This window comes from Elusimicrobiota bacterium (assembly GCA_040757695.1).
Lineage (GTDB): Bacteria > Elusimicrobiota > UBA8919 > UBA8919 > UBA8919 > JBFLWK01.
This window is the reverse complement of sequence record JBFLWK010000042.1, coordinates 1-19,063: the sequence shown is the minus strand read 5'-3', so window position 1 is coordinate 19,063 and position 19,063 is coordinate 1. Positions and strand designations below refer to the sequence as shown.

Genomic DNA, 19,063 nt, shown 5'->3' with positions numbered 1-19,063 from the left:
CCCCTGCGGCTGGTATTGCAATTTCTTCATCAATAGTATGTTTTATTACTGTTATTTTTTATTTTATAATTTTAAAGAAAAAAATAAAAAATTTACATGGATTATCCATAATTAAATCATTACTCAGAACAACCTTTCTTGCCGGAATATCAGGAATAGCAATAATTGTTATGTTTCAGAAATTAAATAATTTTATCATTGTACCGACAATTTTTAATCAAATAATAAAAGTCAGCAGTTCCGCAATAACGGGAATAGTCGTTTTTACTGTAATGGCATTCTTACTAAAACTGGAAGAAGCACAGAAAATTTATGTGTTATTAAAAGCAAAATTAGAAAAAATAATTATCCGTATATGAACAACAATCCTAAAGTACTGTTGGTTTATCCAGGCAGTAAATTACGCGGATTTGCCTTCCCGATAGGACTTCTTTATGTTGCACAAGCACTACTTAAAAAAAATATAGATGTATCCTTCATTCATCTCGGAATTGACAGTCCCAATAAAATAAAACCAGAGAATTATCTTTTTGTTGGAATCAGTATGTTGACTGGTAGAATGATTTTAGATGGTTTACAGGCTGCAAAACTGATAAAGAATTACAATAAAAAAATTCCAATTGTTTTGGGTGGAGTTCACCCTTCTCTATTACCCAAAGAATGTTTACAAAACGAACTGGTTGATATAGTAGTTATTGGCGAGGGTGACGAAACAGTACAGGAACTTGCACTCTCTTTATTAAACAAACAAGATTTATCTAAAGTTAAAGGAATCGCTTATAAAGACACCGAAAAAAATATCATTGTAAATCCACCAAGAGATTTTATTGATATGAATAAATTAGATTTTGATTTGCCATATCATCTTCTCGGTAAAAATATCTTACAATCTTACGAACTCCCTATTCATACATCCAGAGGATGTCCATATAGATGCAGTTTCTGTTACAGTACTGCTTTTCACAAAAGAAAGTACAGAGCAAAGAGTGCTGAAAAAGTTGTGGATGAAATAGAATATCTTTATAAAAAATATAATATAACGAGTTTCGATATCGGTTATGAAGATGAATTTTTTACAAACCCTGATAGGAATTATGAAATTTTAAAAACTATTCTTAAAAAAGGGTTGAAAATACGATGGAGTTCCTTTTGTAGATTCAACACATTTGATAATGCTATTACAAAATTAGGTACTGATTTTGTAGATGTGATAAAAAAATCAGGTTGTGATTATCTGGCTTTCGGTGCTGAATCAGGCTCCCAAAGACTATTAGACGAAATCATTAAAAAAGATATTACTGTTGAACAAATAATTAGAACTGTCAATTACTTAAAAAATTACAAAATACCTCACAGGATAAATTTTATGTGCTGTTTCCCTACTGAAACACAAAATGATTTAAATGCTACATTTGATATTATTAATAAAATATCATATAACAATTCATCAGTTTTATTCGGGATTCATATATTGGTACCGTTCCCAGGAACTCCAATCTTCAATTTATTAAAAAAGGACTATGCTTACAAAACGCCGTCAACTCTTGAGAAATGGGGAGAGTACAATGCACCATTTACCTCATACAAAAAAGTAACCTGGCTGCCAAATAAATACGCAAAAATGTGTTTCAACCTAAATTTGTTATTCGGTCATATTTTTTTCAAAGATTTTAAATCATATAAAATGTATAAAGAATTTATCCGCAATTCAAATTCATCTACAGTATATCCAACAGGATACATTGGTTATCTTATAGCAAAAATTCAAAGATGGCGATACAAAAACAGAGTTTTTGATAATGTGGTGGAAACGATTTTATTTTCTAAATTTATAAAAATACAATTCGGTACTAAAAGATTTATTGTTAACTGTATTCTCAGAAAATATTTATCTCCAAAGATATATCAAATATTAAGAAATTGGTTTAGAAATAAAGAATTGGTCTACGAGCAGTAAAATATGATTATAACAAGAACCCCTCATAGAATATCCTTTTTCGGTGGCGGTACTGATTATCCATCTTGGTATTTAAACTACACTGGAAAAGTGCTCGGTACCGCAATTGACAAATACTGTTATCTTATAGTAAGAGAATTACCTCCATTTTTTATACATAAACATATAATCGCTTACTCTATCATAGAAAATATAAGTAATATTGAAGAAATAAAACATCCTGCTGTAAGAGAAATATTAAAATATTTAGACTATAACAAAGGAATATCTATTCATTATGATGGTGATATACCAGCAAAATCTGGCATGGGCTCAAGTAGTACTTTTACCGTCGGGCTCTTAAAAGCGATGTATGCATTGGAAGGAAAAATTATATCTAAAAAGGAACTATATCACCTAGCTATTCATATTGAACAAGACTTAATAAATGAAAATGTTGGTTCCCAAGACCAGGTTTTTGCTGCACAAGGGGGATTTAACAAAATTGATTTTTTAAAAAATGGTGAAATTATTGTAACACCTGTAATTATGACAAAAGAAAATATGGCTGTTTTTAAACAAAAATTCATGCTTTTTTACACAGGAATAACAAGAAATGCATCAGAAATAGCAGCAGAACAAATAAAAAATACTGAGAAAAATGAAAAGGAACTACATCAAATGAATGAACTTGTTGATGAAGCATATAATATCGTAACCTCAACTAATCCTGATTTTAGTTCTTTTGGGAAACTTCTTAATGAGACATGGAAACTCAAACGAAGTTTATCTTCTAAAATCAGTAATACCTCTATAGACGAAATATATGAAATAGGTATAAAAAATGGCGCAGCAGGCGGGAAACTCCTTGGAGCAGGTGGCGGTGGCTTTATGCTTTTTTATGTGGAACCAGAAAATCAATTAAAAGTAAAAAATGCATTAAAAAATTTACTGAATATACCGTTTGAATTTGATTTTTCTGGCTCAGAAATCATTTTTTATAGACCTTCATATACAGCTGAATTATGAAATACGAACTGCTTTATTCAACATTCTCAAAAGAAGAAAAACAGGCGATGCTTGAAGTTATTAAAAGTGACCAGTTTACTATGGGCAAACAAGTTCAAGAATTTGAGGAACAATTCGCAAAATATTTTGGGATGAAATACTGTGTTATGGTTAACTCCGGTTCCTCGGCAAATCTTATAGCGGTTGCCTCGCTTTTTTACCGAAAAGAAAATCCACTAAAACAAGGCGATGAGGTTATAGTTCCAAATATCTCATGGAGTACAACTTTTTATCCGCTCTATCAGTACGGATTGAAAATGAAGTTTGTGGATGTTGATTTACATACGCTTAATATGGATCCAAACGAATTACAAAAAACAATAACAAAAAAAACAAAAATGGTTGTAGCAGTCAGTATTCTTGGTAACCCTTGCCAGTTTGACGAAATCACAAAAATATGTCGTGAGAATAATATTATACTTTTTGAGGATAATTGCGAATCAATGGGTGCAAAGTTTAATGGTAAATACACAGGCACTTTCGGTCTGATAAATACTTTCAGCACTTTTTTCACGCATCATATCTCAACAACTGAGGGCGGGTTAATTCTTACCAACGATGAAAAACTTTATTGTCTGGCAAAATCGTTAAGATCACATGGCTGGACACGGGGTATTTCTGAAAGCAGTGGTATCTATAAAAAAAAATATGACGACTTTTTTGAAGCATACAGATTTATTCTGCCTGGCTATAATGTTAGACCAATGGAAATACAAGGTGCTCTTGGAAAAATCCAACTTAGAAAATTAAGCAAATACTTAAAAATCAGACGACAAAATGCAAAATATTTTAAAGCGGTTTTTGGGAATGATAAAAGATTTATTACCCAAAAAGAAACCGGCAAAAGCTCCTGGTTTTGTTTCACTATGATAGTAAATCCTGAAAGTGGTATAATACGAGAGAAAGTGCTTGAAAAATTAAAAAAAGCAAATATAGAATACAGAATTATAACTGGCGGCTGTATGTTGAGACATGATGTTGTGAAATATTTTGATTACAGTTATACAAAATCAACAAACGCCGATATCGCACATTACAATGGCTTTTTCGTCGGTAATTATCCATTTGATATTAGAGATAAAATTGATTATCTTTACAAAACATTAAAAAAATTATGAATTACAAAATTTTAGTGACAGGCGGGGCGGGCTATCTTGGTTCAGTTTTAGTTCCAAAATTGCTTTCGTTAGGTAATAAAGTAACTGTTGTGGACAGTTTTATGTATTCGCAGAATTCGTTGGCAGAATGCTGTTATGATAATAATTTTAGCATCTTAAGAGGCGATGTGCGTGATGAAAAAATTATTCTGCCGTTGTTAAAAAATGCGGATATAATAATTCCATTAGCAGCTCTGGTTGGCGCACCACTTTGTAATAATGATAAAATTGGCGCAAAAACGATAAATGTTGATGCAATCAAACTTATCACTGATAATACATCTAAAACCCAGCAAATAATATATCCGACGACAAATAGCGGATACGGTATCGGTGAAAAAGATAAACTCTGCACGGAAGAAACACCGTTAAGACCAATATCGCTTTATGGTAAAACAAAAGCAGAGGCAGAAAAAATTGTCCTTAACAGAGACAACTCAATAACTTTTCGTTTGGCAACAGCGTTCGGAATGTCACCAAGAATGCGGCTGGATTTACTGGTAAACGATTTTGTCTATCGTGCCGTAAATGACAGATTCATTGTTTTATTTGAAGCACATTTCAGACGGAATTTTATACATATTAGAGATGTTGCAAAGGCATTTGCTCATGCAATTGACAACTTTGACAAGATGAAAAATGAGCCGTATAATGTCGGATTGTCTGATGCTAATCTTTCTAAACTTGAACTCTGCCAAAGAATAAAAAAACATATTCCTGACTTTGTATATCTAGAAGCGCCCGTCGGCGAAGATACTGATAAACGGGATTACATCGTCTCAAATGAAAAAATGGAAAAAACTGGTTTCAAACCGGAATTTTCGCTTGATGATGGAATAAAAGAACTTATAAAGGGTTATACAATAATAAAAAACAGCAAGTATGGAAATGTATAAAACTTTTGGTAAAAGCAGGTGTGTGAGATTAAAAGATGTAGATTATACTAACATACTTTATCCTTTACATATAATTATCGGCACCTTTAATAGGAAACCAATATTTTCTTATATTAACTATGCTGAGGTAGTTTTTAAAGAGATATCCAATGTAGCGTCCCAGTTTAACTGGGACGAAATAATTGTTTCCTATAAGAAAAGGAATTGTAAAGAATTGGTACGATTATCCATATTCATGGTCAAAATATTATATTCGTCCCATATAAAATGGGACGCTACAAAAAATGAAAAAAACTAAAGACAGAATCATTAAAAAAGCGCTTATTACTGGAATAACGGGCTCGGGTGGAAGTTATCTCGCAGATTATATTGTTGAAAATCAGCCTGAAGTTGAACTACACGGTATTTCAAGATGGCACAGTACCTCATCACTAAAAAATCTGGAAAAATCAATAGATAAAATTATTTTGCATGAATGCGATTTAACCGATTTTTCTTCCGTTTTCTCCATATTGAAAAAAGTTAAACCGGACGCGATTTTTCATCTCGCATCTTACGCAAATGTCCGTGCATCGTTTGAAACGCCGCTTTCTGTCATTAACAACAATGTAATGTCAACTGCCAATCTTCTTGAAGCGATAAAGATGGCTAAAATTTCTCCAATCATACAGTTGTGCAGTTGTTATGACAAAGATACTGAGGTTCTTACCAAACGAGGGTTTCTCAAATACGATAAGATTAAAAAAGATGATTTAGTGATAAGTATAGATCCAGATACGAAAGAGGTGAGTTATAGACCAATAAAAAAGATCATAATACAATACTACGAAAGTGCGATGAAATCTATAAAAGGAAGGAGCGTAGATTTGTTAATAACGCCCAATCACAATATAATCTTTAGTAAGAAACCTAATGGTAAATTGTTTTTTCAGAAAGTCAAAGATTTGAAAGCCCCCAAAAGTAGATTTTATTTTCCAAAGGGTAATTACAGAGGTAAGATGGAAGATAAAATAAGAGTAGGCAATAAATTCTACTCTACAAAAGATGTCTTATATTTGACCGGTCTTTACATAGGAGATGGATACAGTGGAATGTCATTAAAAAAATCTAATAATAAGTCAGGATTGAATCGCTCGGATTTTCTAAAATTATCTAGAAATAAAAAAGGAAGATTTATTGCCGGAAAATTTGGTTTAATAGAAGAAAGCGTTCAACATTCGTACAGAGTATTCTTGGCTATACCCGAAAGAGATAAATCTCGGTTGTCGGCCATAAATTGTCTGAATAGGCTGGGCATAAATTACAAACTATATAAAAATGAGATTTATTTCAGTTCTAAAGACTTTGTTAAATTTTTTGATGATGTAGGACATTCCTCTGCTGCTAAAAATATTCCAGACTGGATTTTTGAGTATGACAGTTATTATTTGGATTTTTTATATAAAGGGTTAATTGATTCTGATGGGTATTATTATACCACGGGGGAAAGATTTCACACTGTTTCCGAAAAGCTGGTCGAATCTTTTACAAAACTATGTTTGTTCACAGGAAGATTTGTTACTGTGTGCAAAAATAAGAATCCAAAATTGGGGAGATTTGGTCAAAGGCAGATAAAAAAAGCGAGAGATTTATATACCTTTTCAATTTCTAAAAAGTCCAGATTGGTAGAAGGTAGGAATATTAAAGAGACTACTTATAAAGGAAAGATATGGTGTTTAGAAATAGAAGGCACGCATAATTTTGTAGTAAGAAGGAACGGGAAAACAGTTTTCTGTGGAAATTCTTCGGAAGTATACGGTCAGGTTGACAAAAAAAATGTGCCTATAAAAGAAACCTGCCCTTTCAATCCTGCAAGCCCTTACGCTATCTCAAAAGTTACACAGGATTTGATGGGTTATACATATTTCAAAAGTTATAATATGAAAATCATAAGAACCAGAATGTTTGCATATCTTAATCCGAGAAGAAGAGATCTTTTTGCTACTTCTTTTGCAATGCAGGTAGCGAGAATTGAAGCAGGACTCCAAAAAATGCTTCTGCACGGTAATCTTGATTCTGTGAGAACAATTATTGATGTCAGGGATGCGATGGAATCATACTGGGTTGCGACAAAAAAATGCGAATTTGGTGAAGCATACAATATCGGCGGAACCACCGTTATGAAAGTCGAGGAGTATCTTGAAGAATTAAAAAAACTGTCAACCTGTAAAATCCCGGCAAGACCTGATAAAAAATTGTTCAGACCCGCCGATGTAACACTTCAAATTCCTGACACGACAAAATTCACAAAACAAACCGGCTGGAAACCGAAATATAGTTTCAAGGAAAGCGTTCAGCATTTACTTGACTATTGCAGAAACGAAGTAAAAAAATATGCGGTCATATAATTTTGGAATAATTTCAGACAGCACTAAATCTTTGGAAAAAGATATATTACTTGAAATTTTCAGACGGATATGTCTTGTCAGATATTTTGAACTGGACGCAATTGATGCTTTTAGAGAAAAGTTTATTACCAATTTTCTATATTTATCATCAGGCGAAGAATCAATTCCTGCGGCGATGTCATTGATAATTCCTGAATTTATGATTTTTGCACAGCATCGTTGTCATGCTGTTTATTTAACATTCGGCGGAGATCCTGAAAAACTACGTGATGAACTATTGGGGTTACCAACGGGGACAAGTGGTGGTAGAGCAGGATCTAATTGTATTCAATGTCACGAGAATAATATAACTATGTTTGGACATCATGGTTTAATTGGTGAAAATGTACCACAGGCAGTTGGTGCGGCACTGGGAAGCGGAAAACCAGTCGTAACCTTTTTTGGAGATGGCGCTGCTGAAGAAGATTATATATATCCTGCTATGGGATTTGCAGTGACTCATAAATTACCTGTCCTGTTTGTTTGCGAAGATAATAATTTATCTATCTTAACCACTGTTCAAGTAAGAAGGTCGTGGAGTGTAACCAATGTGGCAAAAGCACTGGGGATGCCGGCTGTTGATATTTCGGATGATCCTTGGACAATTTATAAAAAAACACAAGAATTAAAAAATAACTTACCGGCTTTTATGAATATCCATACATGTAGAATTTACTGGCATAATAGCGTTGGTATTGACGGTCCGCCTGAGTGGGACAGATTTCAAATTGTAAAAGATGACCTAAAAAAACTGGGGCTTTTACAAGAGGCAAAAAAAATTGAAAATGAAATAAAACTGTCAATGGAAAAATTATGGGACAGAAAACTGTTGCAGAAACTATTAAAGAGATAACAAGAAAACATTTGACTGAAAATAACGGACTGGTCTTAGGTGAGTGTTTGTCTGCTGTTGGCTGGGTTAACAATACTGTGCCTGACTGTCCGGGAATAGTTGAACTGCCGATGACAGATGTTGCAGGAGCAGGTATTGCTGTAGGATGTGCGTTAGTAGGACGGCGACCAATTTTTGTTATTAGATTCCAGGATTTTCTTATACTGAATGGTAGCCCTCTGATTTTTTTTGCTGCAAAAACAAAAGAGTTGCATGGCGTATCTGCACCTATATTTGTGAGGGCAATTGCAGCAGAAAACTTTGGTCCTGTACACTCTGGTGTTTTACATAGCATCTATATGCATTTCCCTGGTTTTCGTGTGTGTTCACCGATGACACCGAATGAATATCAACAAGCATGGAATGATTTTATGCAACACGATGACCCGTTTTTTTGTAGCGAACACCGAACCAGTTATTTAAATACGGAAGAATTACCCGATGTTATCAAAAAAAATGCAGATATAACATTGTTTCCAATATCGGCAACAAGATTTGAAGTGTCAAAAGCAGCACAATTACTTGAAAAGGATAGCATAAAATGTAATATCGTCCACATCGTTTGGTTAAAACCATTTCTTCTCGATGAACGGATAATTGAACCACTAAATCAAACAAAACTTGGATTGGTTATAGATGTCGCTTATGAAATAGCGGGCGCTTCGCAATCAATTGCATATCAACTAAATCAGGCAACAGGAAACTCCGTGAAAGCACTTGGACTTTACGATAGAACAAAATGTTTGTGTGAACCGTTAAGAAATCCAACACCGGATGCAAAACGAATTTACGAAACAGTAAAGAATATGTTACACAAAACTGAATAGAAACTGAATTTCACTTTTCTGAAATTCTGGAATTGTGAAATTCTGGAATTGTTAGATGGAGGAAAAAATGAAACGCGCTGTTATTATTACAGGACCGAATTTTCAGGATGAAGAATTTATTTATCCATTTTATCGTCTGCAGGAAGCAGGTTTTAGGGTGGATGTGGCAGTTAAAGATAAACAACATGTTAAAGGAAAATATGGAGTACCGTGTAAGCCAACTGTTGATGTTAACGAACTAAATGAATCTAATTATGATTTGGTGGTTTTACCAGGTGGGCATGAAGCACCCGATAGAGTAAGACAGATAAAAGAAGTGCTGGATTTTGTGAAAGCAATGAACGAAAAGAAAAAAATAATTTCTACAATCTGTCACGGACCATGGATTTTAATTTCAGCTGGTATTGTTAAAGGTAAAAAAATATCAGCGTATATTGGTATTAAAGATGATGTAATCAATGCAGGCGCAGAATATATAGATGCACCGGTGGTTGTGGATGGTAACATTATTTCGGCACCTCACTATAAATATAATGGCGACTGGATGAGAGAAACCCTTAAAAAATTCAAACCTCCGATTGATACGGATTAAAAAACAGATTACGCAGATAAAACCATGAATAAAACTGCCAAAATCTATGTAGCAGGACATACCGGAATGGTTGGTTCTGCGATAGTTAGACAATTGATAAAAAACTGGTTCACAAATATCATCACGGTGAAACATTCCGAATTAGACCTCTGTGAGCAGGAGCAGGTAAAAACATTTTTTGAACGAGAAAAACCTGACTATGTATTTTTGGCAGCTGCAAAAATGGGTGGTGTCTTTGCAAACAATACCTATCGTGCTGACTTTATTTATGAAAACTTAATGATACAAAACAATGTAATCCATCAGTCATTTTTAAACGAAGTAAAAAAATTGCTATTCTTAAGTTCTGCGGATGCTTACCCAAAAAATTATCAAATACCAATGAAAGAAGAACATTTATTAACGGGCGCACTTGAAGACACCTGTGCGCCTTACGCTGTCGCTAAACTTGCTGGTATCAAATTGTGCGAGTCATATAATCGTCAGTACGGAACTGATTTCATAGTTGCTATTGCACCTAATGTATATGGACCACATCAGCATTATGATATTTTGAATGCACAGGTTGTTCCATCATTGATAAAAAAATTTCACGATGCTAAAGTATCAAATTCTGGCGAGGTTATAATCTGGGGGACAGGAAATCCTGTAAGAGATTTTCTGTTTGTTGACGACCTCGCAGATGCTTGTATCTTTTTGATGCAGAATTATTCAGGAACTGATTTTCTCAACATCGGCACTGGAAGAGAATGTAGTATCCTTGAATTAGCAGAAACAATAAAAAAAGTTGTCGATTTTAACGGTAGAATAACTTTTGACAAAACCAAACCTGATGGTGTGGCTAAAAAACTTTTAGATGTATCAAAAATAAAAAATTTAGGTTGGCAAACAAAAACTGATTTAGCAACAGGTATCAGGATTGCATACAATTCCTTTTTAGATGAAATAGAAAAAAAAGAAGTAAGAACTTCAAAGATACATAATATCAAATTATGCGAAAAAGATACCATTGCTCTGAACCGAATAAAATCAGTGGATACCAAAATCGCCGTCAATATCCAGCCGGAAAGTTACAAAAATAAAGTGGTTTCAAAACCTTGGGGTTATGAATTCCTTGTATTTGAAAATAATGAGACATCCGTTTGGCTTTTATATTTGGAAAAAGGGAATTCAACCTCTATGCATTGCCATCCACAAAAGAAAACATCACTGATTATACTATCAGGGAAAGCGATGAGTAATACATTTCTGTCTTATAATTATTTAAAAGGAGGTGATGCGATAATTATTGAAAAAGGTGTGTTTCATTTCACAAAGGTACTGTCTGACAATGGTTTGTTTCTGTTAGAAATTGAAAACCCACCAAATAAAACCGACCTTGTCCGACTTGAAGACAGATACGGCAGGGTTACCTATGGCTATGAAGGTATAACAGAAATGCAAACACAAAATCTTGAAAACTATGATTATTTTTATTTTGAAGAACCCAATTTATACAAAAAATATTTCCATAATACTGATAGATTTATTGTTACATTTGAAGTTTTTACAAATAACAATGAATTTCTTCAACATTTTGACTTGAAAGAAAATGGACTTTATACAGTTTGTAGAGGAAAATTGCTTGATAATGAGAACAATATATTACTAGACACTGGCGACACTCAAAAAATAGATGTGTTATCAACAATTAAAGGGCTACACATTGTTGAAAAAACTGTTTTGCTAAAAACAATAACAAATGACAAATGACCAAAATTTCTGATGTCGCAATCATTATGTCAGAAAAAGACAACACTGCAATTGCAAAAAAAGATATAAAAAAAGGAATAGTAATAGGCAAAAAATTAAAAATTCTTGATTTTATTTCTCAAGGACATCGGTTCGCTTTAGCCGATATTCCAAAAGGTAAAACGGTAAAACAGTATGGTTATTCATTCGGACTATCAACAGGAATAAAAAAGGGCGAAATAATCAGCAAACATAATGTGCGCAATTATATATTTAACTATGAAACAGCAGTTAAAAAGATTTTTAATAAACCACGAATTAACATCAACAAAAGAAAATGCGAACATATTGACAAAACATTTTTGGGCTACAAACGGTTTGACGGACAAATAGGAACTCGGAATTTTTATCTTGTAGTTCCAACATCATTATGTGCAAGTGATGTTGCATCAAAAATTGCTGTTTCACTGGATACTAATGAATTCTTGAAAAAAAAATATAAAAATATAGATGGTATTGTTGCAGCTGTACACACAGAAGGTTGCGGTTGTAACGATGGCGAAATCATTGATAGATTACTTTTAACTTTAAGAAATACGATTGCACATCCCAATGTAGGCGGTATTTTAATTATTGACCTCGGCTGTGAAAAAACAAATAAACAATTGATTTCTAAATACTTGGGTAATTTGCAGATATACAAAAAACCAATAGATTTTTTATCTATACAGGATTTAGGTGGAACAACTAAAAGTATTATTGCAGGTAAAAATATAATACTTAAAAAATTAAAAAGAGTTAACAACATTACAAGGCAGAAAGTTTTTATAAACAATCTTGTGGTTGGCACTGAATGCGGTGCATCTGATACTTTTTCAGGTATTACTGCGAACCCATTAATTGGGAATGTTGTAGACAAAATAATTTCCTCCGGTGGGTCTGCTATCCTGTCAGAAATGCCGGAAATGGTAGGTGCAGAAATAAATCTTATAAAGCGGATGCAAACAAAAAAAGTGGCTAAAAAGTTTATTGCAGGAATGAATTACTATAAAGATTTAGCTGAAAAACTTGGTGTTTCGCTGAAAGGAAATTTTGTCCCTGGAAATGAAAAAGGCGGTCTTGTAAATTTAACACTAAAAAGTTTGGGCGCAATATTAAAGGGTGGAAGTTCAGAAATAGTTGATTTTGTTAATTATGCAGAGAGAATAAAAAAAAATGGACTGTCAATTATGAACGGACCTGGTAATGATTTAGAATCAATGACAGGAATAGTTGCTTCAGGCGCAAACATTATTCTTTTTTCAACAGGTATTGGCGCAACCGAAGGAAATCTTATCACACCTGTAATTAAAATATCTTCCCGGACTGAACTTTACAAAAAAATGAATGATGATATTGATTTTGATGCGGGGCAATTACTGAAAAAAGAAACCACTGCAGATAAAGTTAGCGATAAATTACTGGATTTAGTAATTGATACCGCTTCCGGTAAAAAAACAAAGGCAGAAATACTAAAAAAACGTTCATTCCAAATATGGTCTGCTGGGAAACTATCTTTGTAGATGAAAAAAAAATATAAAGCAGTACTTTTTGACTTTGACGGTGTTATCGGGAAAACAATGGAAGACAACTATAAAGCATGGAATTATGCGTTTTCTAAATATGGTATAGAAATAGATAAGACAGAATATTTTTTGCTTGAAGGTATGAGTGTAGAAAAAATTGCAGAACATTTTTTACGACAAAATTCAAAAAATTTAAACTTGGTAAGTAAAATAGTTAAATTAAAGGAAAAATCTTATATTCAAAATAACAAATTTTCATTATATCCCGGAGTGAAACATCTGATTCCAAAATTAAAAAAAAATGGTTATCTATTGGGTTTGGTTTCCGGGGGAATTTTTGAAAGAATAAAAAAATCATTAAAAAAGTTTCTAAAATTTTTTGATGTGGTTATAACTGGTGACAAAATCAAAAAATGCAAACCCAATCCGATACCATATTTAACTGCTGTAAAAAAACTGAAGGTTGAACCATCACGATGTCTGGTGGTTGAAAATGCTCCATTAGGAATTGAATCAGCAAAAAGAGCAGGTATATATTGTATTGCAGTTTGTTCAACACTTAATAAAAAATATCTAAAAAAAGCAGACAAAATAATAAACAATTTGGTAGAGCTGAAATATGTACTTGAATAATAAATTAGTATTTTTAGCAGGTGCAACGGGTTCAGTTGGTTCAGCGATTTTAGAACACCTACTTAATAATTATCCTTCTACAAAAATCCGTGCATCATATAGAGTAACAGAACCCTTTATTAAAGATAAACGAATTGAATATGTTAAGGTGGATTTACGAGAAAAAGAAGAGTGTCGTAAAATAGCAAAAGGTTGCGACTGTGCAATTATGGCTGCATCACATTCGGGTGGCTCTAAAGTTATGACTGCCCAACCGTGGGAATTTCTAAATGACAATATAATTATGAATACCCAAATGTTGGAAGCATTTTTTTACGAAAATATCAAACGGGTAATTTACATCTGCACCTCAGCAGTCTATCAGGAGTTTGAAGGATACATAAAAGAAAATGAATTGGACTTGAATAAAGAACCATCTCTTGCTTATTTCGGATATGGTTGGCTGTCAAGATTTATTGAAAAATTATGTCAATTCTGGCATGAGAAAACCGGGATGGAAATTTTGATTGTCAGAGCAGCAAATATCTTTGGTCCTTATTCAAGTTTTAATCCGGAAAGGTCTTATTTCATTCCAGCTATTATTCGCAAGGCGGTTGATAAACTTGACCCTTTTGAGGTTTGGGGCAGTCCTGATGTTATAAGAGATGTTATTTATTCAGAAGATTTTGCGAGAGCAATTGTGATGTTATTAGAGAAGGCAGATATAAAATTTGATGTGTTCAATCTTGGCTCAGGTATAAAAACAACCGTTGGTGATGTAGTCAATTGGGCATTAAAATATTCAGGCCATAAACCATCAAAAATAAATTATGATTTAAGTAAACCGACTACAATCAAGTTTAGGGCACTTGATATTTCAAAAATAAAAAATATCATTGGCTGGCAACCACAATATACTACTGAAGAAGGAATTAAAAAAACTGTTGACTGGTGGATAAAAAATAAGGATACCTGGAAAAAATGAAAAAGAAAATTCTTGTCTGTGGAAGCACCGGTTTTATAGGCAGGAACATCGCTGAAGCACTTGCTGAAAACGAGGGGTTTGAAGTTTATGGAACATATCTGAAATCGGAACCGTTGAAAAATTCGAAAATAAAAATGATTAAAGCAGACCTCACTGATAAAAACGATGTTGAAAAAGTAATAAAAGGAATGGATATTATAATTCAGGCAGCGGCAACCACTTCTGGGGCAAAGGACATTATCAACAAGCCGTATTATCATGTTACAGACAATACTATAATGAACGCATTGATTTTTCGGTCTACATATGAGCATAAAATATCTCATCTTATTTTTTTCAGTTGCACAGTTATGTATCAATCAAGCAATGTGCCTGTAAAAGAAACAGATTTTGATGCAAATAAGGAAATTTATCCGAGTTATTTCGGTGGTGCGTGGATGAAGGTCTACAATGAAAAGATGTGTGAATTTTATTCACGGATCAGCGATACAAAATTTACCGTCATAAGACATTCCAACATTTATGGACCATATGATAAATACGATCTTGAAAAGTCGCATGTTTTTGGTGCAACCGTAACAAAAGTTATGACTGCAAAAGAAGATGAAAAAATTGTTGTCTGGGGTGAAGGAACTGAGGAAAGAGATTTATTGCACGTTTCCGACCTTGTTGATTTTGTGAAACTTGCAATTTACAAACAAAAAAATAAATTTGAGCTTTTCAATGTTGGCTATGGAAGTTCCATTTCAATAAGCAACCTAGTTAAAAAAATTATTAAATATTCCAACAAGAATGTTTCTATAGAATACGATTTAACCAAACCGACAATTAAAACAAAACTTTGTCTTAACACAAGCAAAGCAAAAGAAAAACTTGGTTGGATTCCAAAAGTATCTTTGGATGAAGGAATCAAAAAAACAATACAATGGTATAAAAATAATTACAAGATATGAAAAAGAATCTCTGCTGGAAAGTTATATCTGAAAAGAATGTTTTCTCTGTTAAAGACCGCTTAACAGTTTCTGTTCAAAAAATAAAATTGCCTGATGGCAGAATCATAAATGATTATTACCAAGTTTATCTGCCAGAATCTGTTGTAACAGTGGCACGCACAAATGAAAATAAAGTGGTAATGTCTCGTCAGTACTTCCACGGTTTCAAAAAAGTCAGCATTGTTTTACCAGGCGGGATAATTGAAAAAGATGAAAAACCATTACAGACAGCAAAACGAGAACTATTGGAAGAAACTGGCTATTCATCAAATAACTGGCGAGCGCTCGGCAGTTTTGTAACGCATGTTCATCAGGTTTGTTGTAAAGTATCTTTCTTCTTTGCTGATAATGCAAAACAAATTGTAAAACCAGTTTCTAATGACTTGGAAGATATGGAAATTATTTTGATGACTGAAAAGGAAATAATAAATGCTATAAAAAAAGGGGAGATTATTTCAATGGGGGTTATTACAGCACTTACACTTGCAAAGATAAAATTATGTTGAAAATAGGATTCATTTTCCCAAGCAGTGATTATTTACACGACCCATTCAGAGGAGACCCGCATACACATTTTCAAATATTGACTGTATTGGAGGAACATTTTGGTAATAAACTTGAACTTTGTTTACCGGATTTACGGGGAATAAAAAAAGAGTTTGCAATTTATCACATTCCTGAATGTGATGTTTATCTTCATTCCGTTTATACACTGGATTACAATGAACAGATATCTATAGTAAAAAATTTAAGAGCACGCTATCCGAAGGCAAAACATATTGCTGGCGGTCCTCATGCTGCCGTATTTCAAGAAGAATGCCTGGAAATATTTGATTCCCTAATACTTGGAGACGGGGAAGAATCAATTATTAAATCTGTAAATGACTTTTTAGACAATAACTTAAAAAAAAATTATTATCAGGAAATGCCAATAGATATCAATATTTATCCGTATCCAAAAAGGAAATGGCTCCCTAATTCAACTGTATCACATCCGGGATTGATTTCAGTGAAAAATAAAAAAGGATATGAAAATTTGCTAAGTACGACAGTAATTTTTAGTCGTGGTTGTTCTCACAAATGTGCGTTTTGTTATATGCCAGCAGTTGAAAAATATAGACATGGACCAAGATTAAGATTTAGAAAACCTGAGTTAATTGAAGAAGAGATTGAATACTTAAAGAAGGATTATAATATAAAAGCCATATCTTTGCTTGATGAAATTGGTTTCCCACCAAATCCCAAAAAAGCTATTCCCCATATAGAAGCAATTGGCAGAACTGGTATTGTATGGAAAGCACAATGTAGAGTTGAAACTGTTACTGATGAAATTGCAAAATTGTTACGAGAATCTGGCTGTGTTATAATTTGTTTAGGAGCGGAGAGTGTATCACAAAAATCATTGGATATTATTAATAAAAAAATTAAATTAGCACAAACTAGAAAAGCAATTCAGTTATTGCAAAATAATGATATTGAGGTTCGTCTCTATATGATTATTGGCCTTCCGGGAGAAGCAGATGATATAGTTGAACAAACATGGACATTTATTAAAGAAACTAATCCTGCATGGGTTTATCTTTGTTTATTATCCGTAAGACCAGGAACGGATATGTATGATAATCCACAGAAATATGGATTCAAATGGGTTAACACTGACTGGGGTAAAACTATGCATTTATTCAGCAGATATAAAGATGAAATTCCTAATCTGACCTTTGAGTATCAAGCACAAGCATCATGGGGGAATACTTTTACTAATGAACAAATAATCAATAATTATTTAGAATTACAGCGAAGAATAAAAGAAAATGGTTATGGTCCTTTTTAAATTATGAAGATACTTTTTGTTAATCCACCTGCACCACCAGACTATTATAATAAGGAAGTTTATCTTCCATCGGCCTTACTGTATCTATCTGCTGTGTTGCAAGAAAATGACGAAGAAATAAAAATATTGGACTTGAGATGTCCCAAATATGAAAACCTGGATAATCCCCAAAAGCATTACGAAGAAATATTAGTTAATACTGTTTCAACATTTCAACCGGAATTGATTGGCTTCGGATGTTTATTTTCAGGAAATTTTCCACAATTGCTAAAACTGTCAATAGTTAGCAAAAAAAACTTCGATAAGATTCCCATTATAATTGGCGGGATTCACCCCACAATTTATGCATTGGAAATTTTGACCAATTGTCCTTTTATTGATTATATTATTCTTAGCGAAGGAGAGGAATCAATCGTACAATTTGTCAATACAATAAAGAATAAAAGTTCAGATTTTGATAAAATAGATGGTTTTGCTTATAGGAAGAATAGTGAAATTATTATAAATCCAAAAAAACATTTTATAGAAAATCCAAATACAATTCCTTTTCCAGCATATAATCTCGTAAATTTAGAAGATTATTATGTTGATACTTCAAACTGGCATAATCCTAAAAATCTTCCTATAAATACCTCCGTCCCGATAATATCCAGCAGGAGTTGTCCTAACAGGTGTAATTTTTGTTCTATGTATCTCGCAATGGGACCTAAATGGAGACCACGAACACCACAAAATGTAGTAGATGAAATGGAGTATGTTTATAATAAATATGACCACAGGCATTTCTCTTTTATGGATGATAATATGACACTTAACAAACCACGCACTCTTGAAATTTGTAATCAGATTAAAAATAGAAAACTGGATATTCAATTTGAGACACCTAATGGACTTAACATAAATACTTTGGACGAAGAAGTATTAGATGCTATGGTTTCTGCAGGAATGGTAAGAACCTATTTAGCAATAGAAAGCGGCTCTGATTATATTCGCAACAAAATAATGAGAAAAAATCTATCCCAGGAAAAGATATTTGAAATTACAAAACTTGTCAAAAAGTATAAACAACTAAATGTAGCTGCATTTTTTATAATCGGAATGCCGGAAGAAACATGGGAAACATTGATGGATACATATAATATGATTAAGGAAATAAATGTTGACAGGGTTTTTCTTATGAATTTGGTACCATTTCCGGGAACGGACGTGTTTGAACAAGCATCGGACGATAATCTTTTAATTGATACCGACCCGGATAATTTATACTTATCAGATAATCGTTATTTCACAAAGTATAATCATTTTTTTCTGAAACCATATGAAATAGAAGTGGCAGATTTACAAAAATTCAGGATTATGTGTGAAGAGAGTTTACCCTGCATAAAAAAAACTGGAAAACAATCCGTAATAGAAGGAAACTAAAATGCTGTAGTTTGGCAAATTTTTGCTAATAAATGTTGAAACATATTGTTCATTGACAAAAATGGAATAACCCTGTAAAACAGGGATGCACAAGAAACCTGAACAATTCCTATGAATAGTTAAGTCAAGCA

At 33.1% G+C, this 19,063-nt stretch carries 18 protein-coding genes; all 18 read left to right on the top strand.

From position 1 onward, the window contains the following. A partial coding sequence (locus AB1349_08310) for a hypothetical protein (protein MEW6557343.1) occupies positions 1-359 on the top strand: 359 nt, incomplete at its 5' end. Next, positions 356-1,957, top strand: coding sequence for a radical SAM protein (locus tag AB1349_08305; protein MEW6557342.1), 1,602 nt, complete (start codon positions 356-358; stop codon positions 1,955-1,957). The genes AB1349_08310 and AB1349_08305, both read left to right, overlap by 4 nt. 3 nt (positions 1,958-1,960) lie before the next feature. Further along, on the top strand, positions 1,961-2,965 hold the full coding sequence (locus AB1349_08300; protein MEW6557341.1) for a kinase: 1,005 nt from the start codon (positions 1,961-1,963) through the stop codon (positions 2,963-2,965). After that, a complete protein-coding gene (locus AB1349_08295; GenBank protein MEW6557340.1) occupies positions 2,962-4,122 on the top strand; it encodes a DegT/DnrJ/EryC1/StrS family aminotransferase in 1,161 nt (386 codons plus the stop codon). The genes AB1349_08300 and AB1349_08295 overlap by 4 nt, the downstream gene beginning before the upstream one ends. Continuing rightward, positions 4,119-5,057: an NAD-dependent epimerase/dehydratase family protein gene (locus tag AB1349_08290; GenBank protein ID MEW6557339.1), complete on the top strand. Its 939-nt coding sequence runs from the start codon at positions 4,119-4,121 to the stop codon at positions 5,055-5,057. The genes AB1349_08295 and AB1349_08290 overlap by 4 nt, the downstream gene beginning before the upstream one ends. After that, positions 5,050-5,355: a hypothetical protein gene (locus AB1349_08285; GenBank protein ID MEW6557338.1), complete on the top strand. Its 306-nt coding sequence runs from the start codon at positions 5,050-5,052 to the stop codon at positions 5,353-5,355. Before AB1349_08290 ends, AB1349_08285 begins: the two co-directional genes overlap by 8 nt. Then, the gene (locus tag AB1349_08280) at positions 5,342-7,444 is read left to right on the top strand and encodes a GDP-mannose 4,6-dehydratase (GenBank protein ID MEW6557337.1); all 2,103 of its coding nucleotides are present in this window, start codon (positions 5,342-5,344) and stop codon (positions 7,442-7,444) included. The genes AB1349_08285 and AB1349_08280 overlap by 14 nt, the downstream gene beginning before the upstream one ends. Before the next feature lie 31 nt (positions 7,445-7,475). Beyond that, positions 7,476-8,336 carry a thiamine pyrophosphate-dependent enzyme gene (locus tag AB1349_08275; GenBank protein MEW6557336.1) on the top strand — a complete coding sequence of 287 codons (861 nt, stop codon included), beginning with the start codon at positions 7,476-7,478 and terminating at the stop codon, positions 8,334-8,336. Further along, entirely contained in the window at positions 8,297-9,202 is a 906-nt protein-coding gene (locus AB1349_08270) for a transketolase C-terminal domain-containing protein (GenBank protein MEW6557335.1), read from the top strand. Before AB1349_08275 ends, AB1349_08270 begins: the two co-directional genes overlap by 40 nt. Before the next feature lie 67 nt (positions 9,203-9,269). Further along, the gene (locus AB1349_08265; GenBank protein ID MEW6557334.1) at positions 9,270-9,794 is read left to right on the top strand and encodes a type 1 glutamine amidotransferase domain-containing protein; all 525 of its coding nucleotides are present in this window, start codon (positions 9,270-9,272) and stop codon (positions 9,792-9,794) included. 24 nt (positions 9,795-9,818) lie between these two features. Next, complete coding sequence (locus AB1349_08260) at positions 9,819-11,546, top strand: NAD-dependent epimerase/dehydratase family protein (GenBank protein ID MEW6557333.1); 1,728 nt, start codon at positions 9,819-9,821, stop codon at positions 11,544-11,546. Then, positions 11,543-13,087 (top strand): UxaA family hydrolase, encoded by a 1,545-nt coding sequence (locus AB1349_08255; protein ID MEW6557332.1) that lies wholly within the window; start codon positions 11,543-11,545, stop codon positions 13,085-13,087. Before AB1349_08260 ends, AB1349_08255 begins: the two co-directional genes overlap by 4 nt. Further along, positions 13,088-13,723, top strand: coding sequence for an HAD family phosphatase (locus AB1349_08250; GenBank protein MEW6557331.1), 636 nt, complete (start codon positions 13,088-13,090; stop codon positions 13,721-13,723). Beyond that, positions 13,710-14,687 carry an NAD(P)-dependent oxidoreductase gene (locus AB1349_08245; protein ID MEW6557330.1) on the top strand — a complete coding sequence of 326 codons (978 nt, stop codon included), beginning with the start codon at positions 13,710-13,712 and terminating at the stop codon, positions 14,685-14,687. The genes AB1349_08250 and AB1349_08245 overlap by 14 nt, the downstream gene beginning before the upstream one ends. Next, positions 14,684-15,640: an NAD-dependent epimerase/dehydratase family protein gene (locus AB1349_08240; protein ID MEW6557329.1), complete on the top strand. Its 957-nt coding sequence runs from the start codon at positions 14,684-14,686 to the stop codon at positions 15,638-15,640. The genes AB1349_08245 and AB1349_08240 overlap by 4 nt, the downstream gene beginning before the upstream one ends. Continuing rightward, positions 15,637-16,185: an NUDIX hydrolase gene (locus tag AB1349_08235; GenBank protein MEW6557328.1), complete on the top strand. Its 549-nt coding sequence runs from the start codon at positions 15,637-15,639 to the stop codon at positions 16,183-16,185. Before AB1349_08240 ends, AB1349_08235 begins: the two co-directional genes overlap by 4 nt. Positions 16,186-16,271: 86 nt before the next feature. Beyond that, positions 16,272-17,510 (top strand): radical SAM protein, encoded by a 1,239-nt coding sequence (locus tag AB1349_08230; protein ID MEW6557327.1) that lies wholly within the window; start codon positions 16,272-16,274, stop codon positions 17,508-17,510. Positions 17,511-17,513: 3 nt separating this feature from the next. Beyond that, the gene (locus AB1349_08225; GenBank protein MEW6557326.1) at positions 17,514-18,932 is read left to right on the top strand and encodes a radical SAM protein; all 1,419 of its coding nucleotides are present in this window, start codon (positions 17,514-17,516) and stop codon (positions 18,930-18,932) included. The last annotated feature ends 131 nt before the right edge of the window (positions 18,933-19,063 follow it).

Excerpts from the sequence above, each read along its gene's own strand:
- AB1349_08305 (MEW6557342.1), top strand. The coding sequence starts at position 356 with ATGAACAACAATCCTAAAGTACTGTTGGTTTATCCAGGCAGTAAATTA.
- AB1349_08300 (MEW6557341.1), top strand. The coding sequence starts at position 1,961 with ATGATTATAACAAGAACCCCTCATAGAATATCCTTTTTCGGTGGCGGT.
- AB1349_08295 (MEW6557340.1), top strand. The coding sequence starts at position 2,962 with ATGAAATACGAACTGCTTTATTCAACATTCTCAAAAGAAGAAAAACAG.
- AB1349_08290 (MEW6557339.1), top strand. The coding sequence starts at position 4,119 with ATGAATTACAAAATTTTAGTGACAGGCGGGGCGGGCTATCTTGGTTCA.
- AB1349_08285 (MEW6557338.1), top strand. The coding sequence starts at position 5,050 with ATGTATAAAACTTTTGGTAAAAGCAGGTGTGTGAGATTAAAAGATGTA.
- AB1349_08280 (MEW6557337.1), top strand. The coding sequence starts at position 5,342 with ATGAAAAAAACTAAAGACAGAATCATTAAAAAAGCGCTTATTACTGGA.
- AB1349_08270 (MEW6557335.1), top strand. The coding sequence starts at position 8,297 with ATGGGACAGAAAACTGTTGCAGAAACTATTAAAGAGATAACAAGAAAA.
- AB1349_08265 (MEW6557334.1), top strand. The coding sequence starts at position 9,270 with ATGAAACGCGCTGTTATTATTACAGGACCGAATTTTCAGGATGAAGAA.
- AB1349_08260 (MEW6557333.1), top strand. The coding sequence starts at position 9,819 with ATGAATAAAACTGCCAAAATCTATGTAGCAGGACATACCGGAATGGTT.
- AB1349_08255 (MEW6557332.1), top strand. The coding sequence starts at position 11,543 with ATGACCAAAATTTCTGATGTCGCAATCATTATGTCAGAAAAAGACAAC.
- AB1349_08250 (MEW6557331.1), top strand. The coding sequence starts at position 13,088 with ATGAAAAAAAAATATAAAGCAGTACTTTTTGACTTTGACGGTGTTATC.
- AB1349_08245 (MEW6557330.1), top strand. The coding sequence starts at position 13,710 with ATGTACTTGAATAATAAATTAGTATTTTTAGCAGGTGCAACGGGTTCA.
- AB1349_08240 (MEW6557329.1), top strand. The coding sequence starts at position 14,684 with ATGAAAAAGAAAATTCTTGTCTGTGGAAGCACCGGTTTTATAGGCAGG.
- AB1349_08235 (MEW6557328.1), top strand. The coding sequence starts at position 15,637 with ATGAAAAAGAATCTCTGCTGGAAAGTTATATCTGAAAAGAATGTTTTC.
- AB1349_08225 (MEW6557326.1), top strand. The coding sequence starts at position 17,514 with ATGAAGATACTTTTTGTTAATCCACCTGCACCACCAGACTATTATAAT.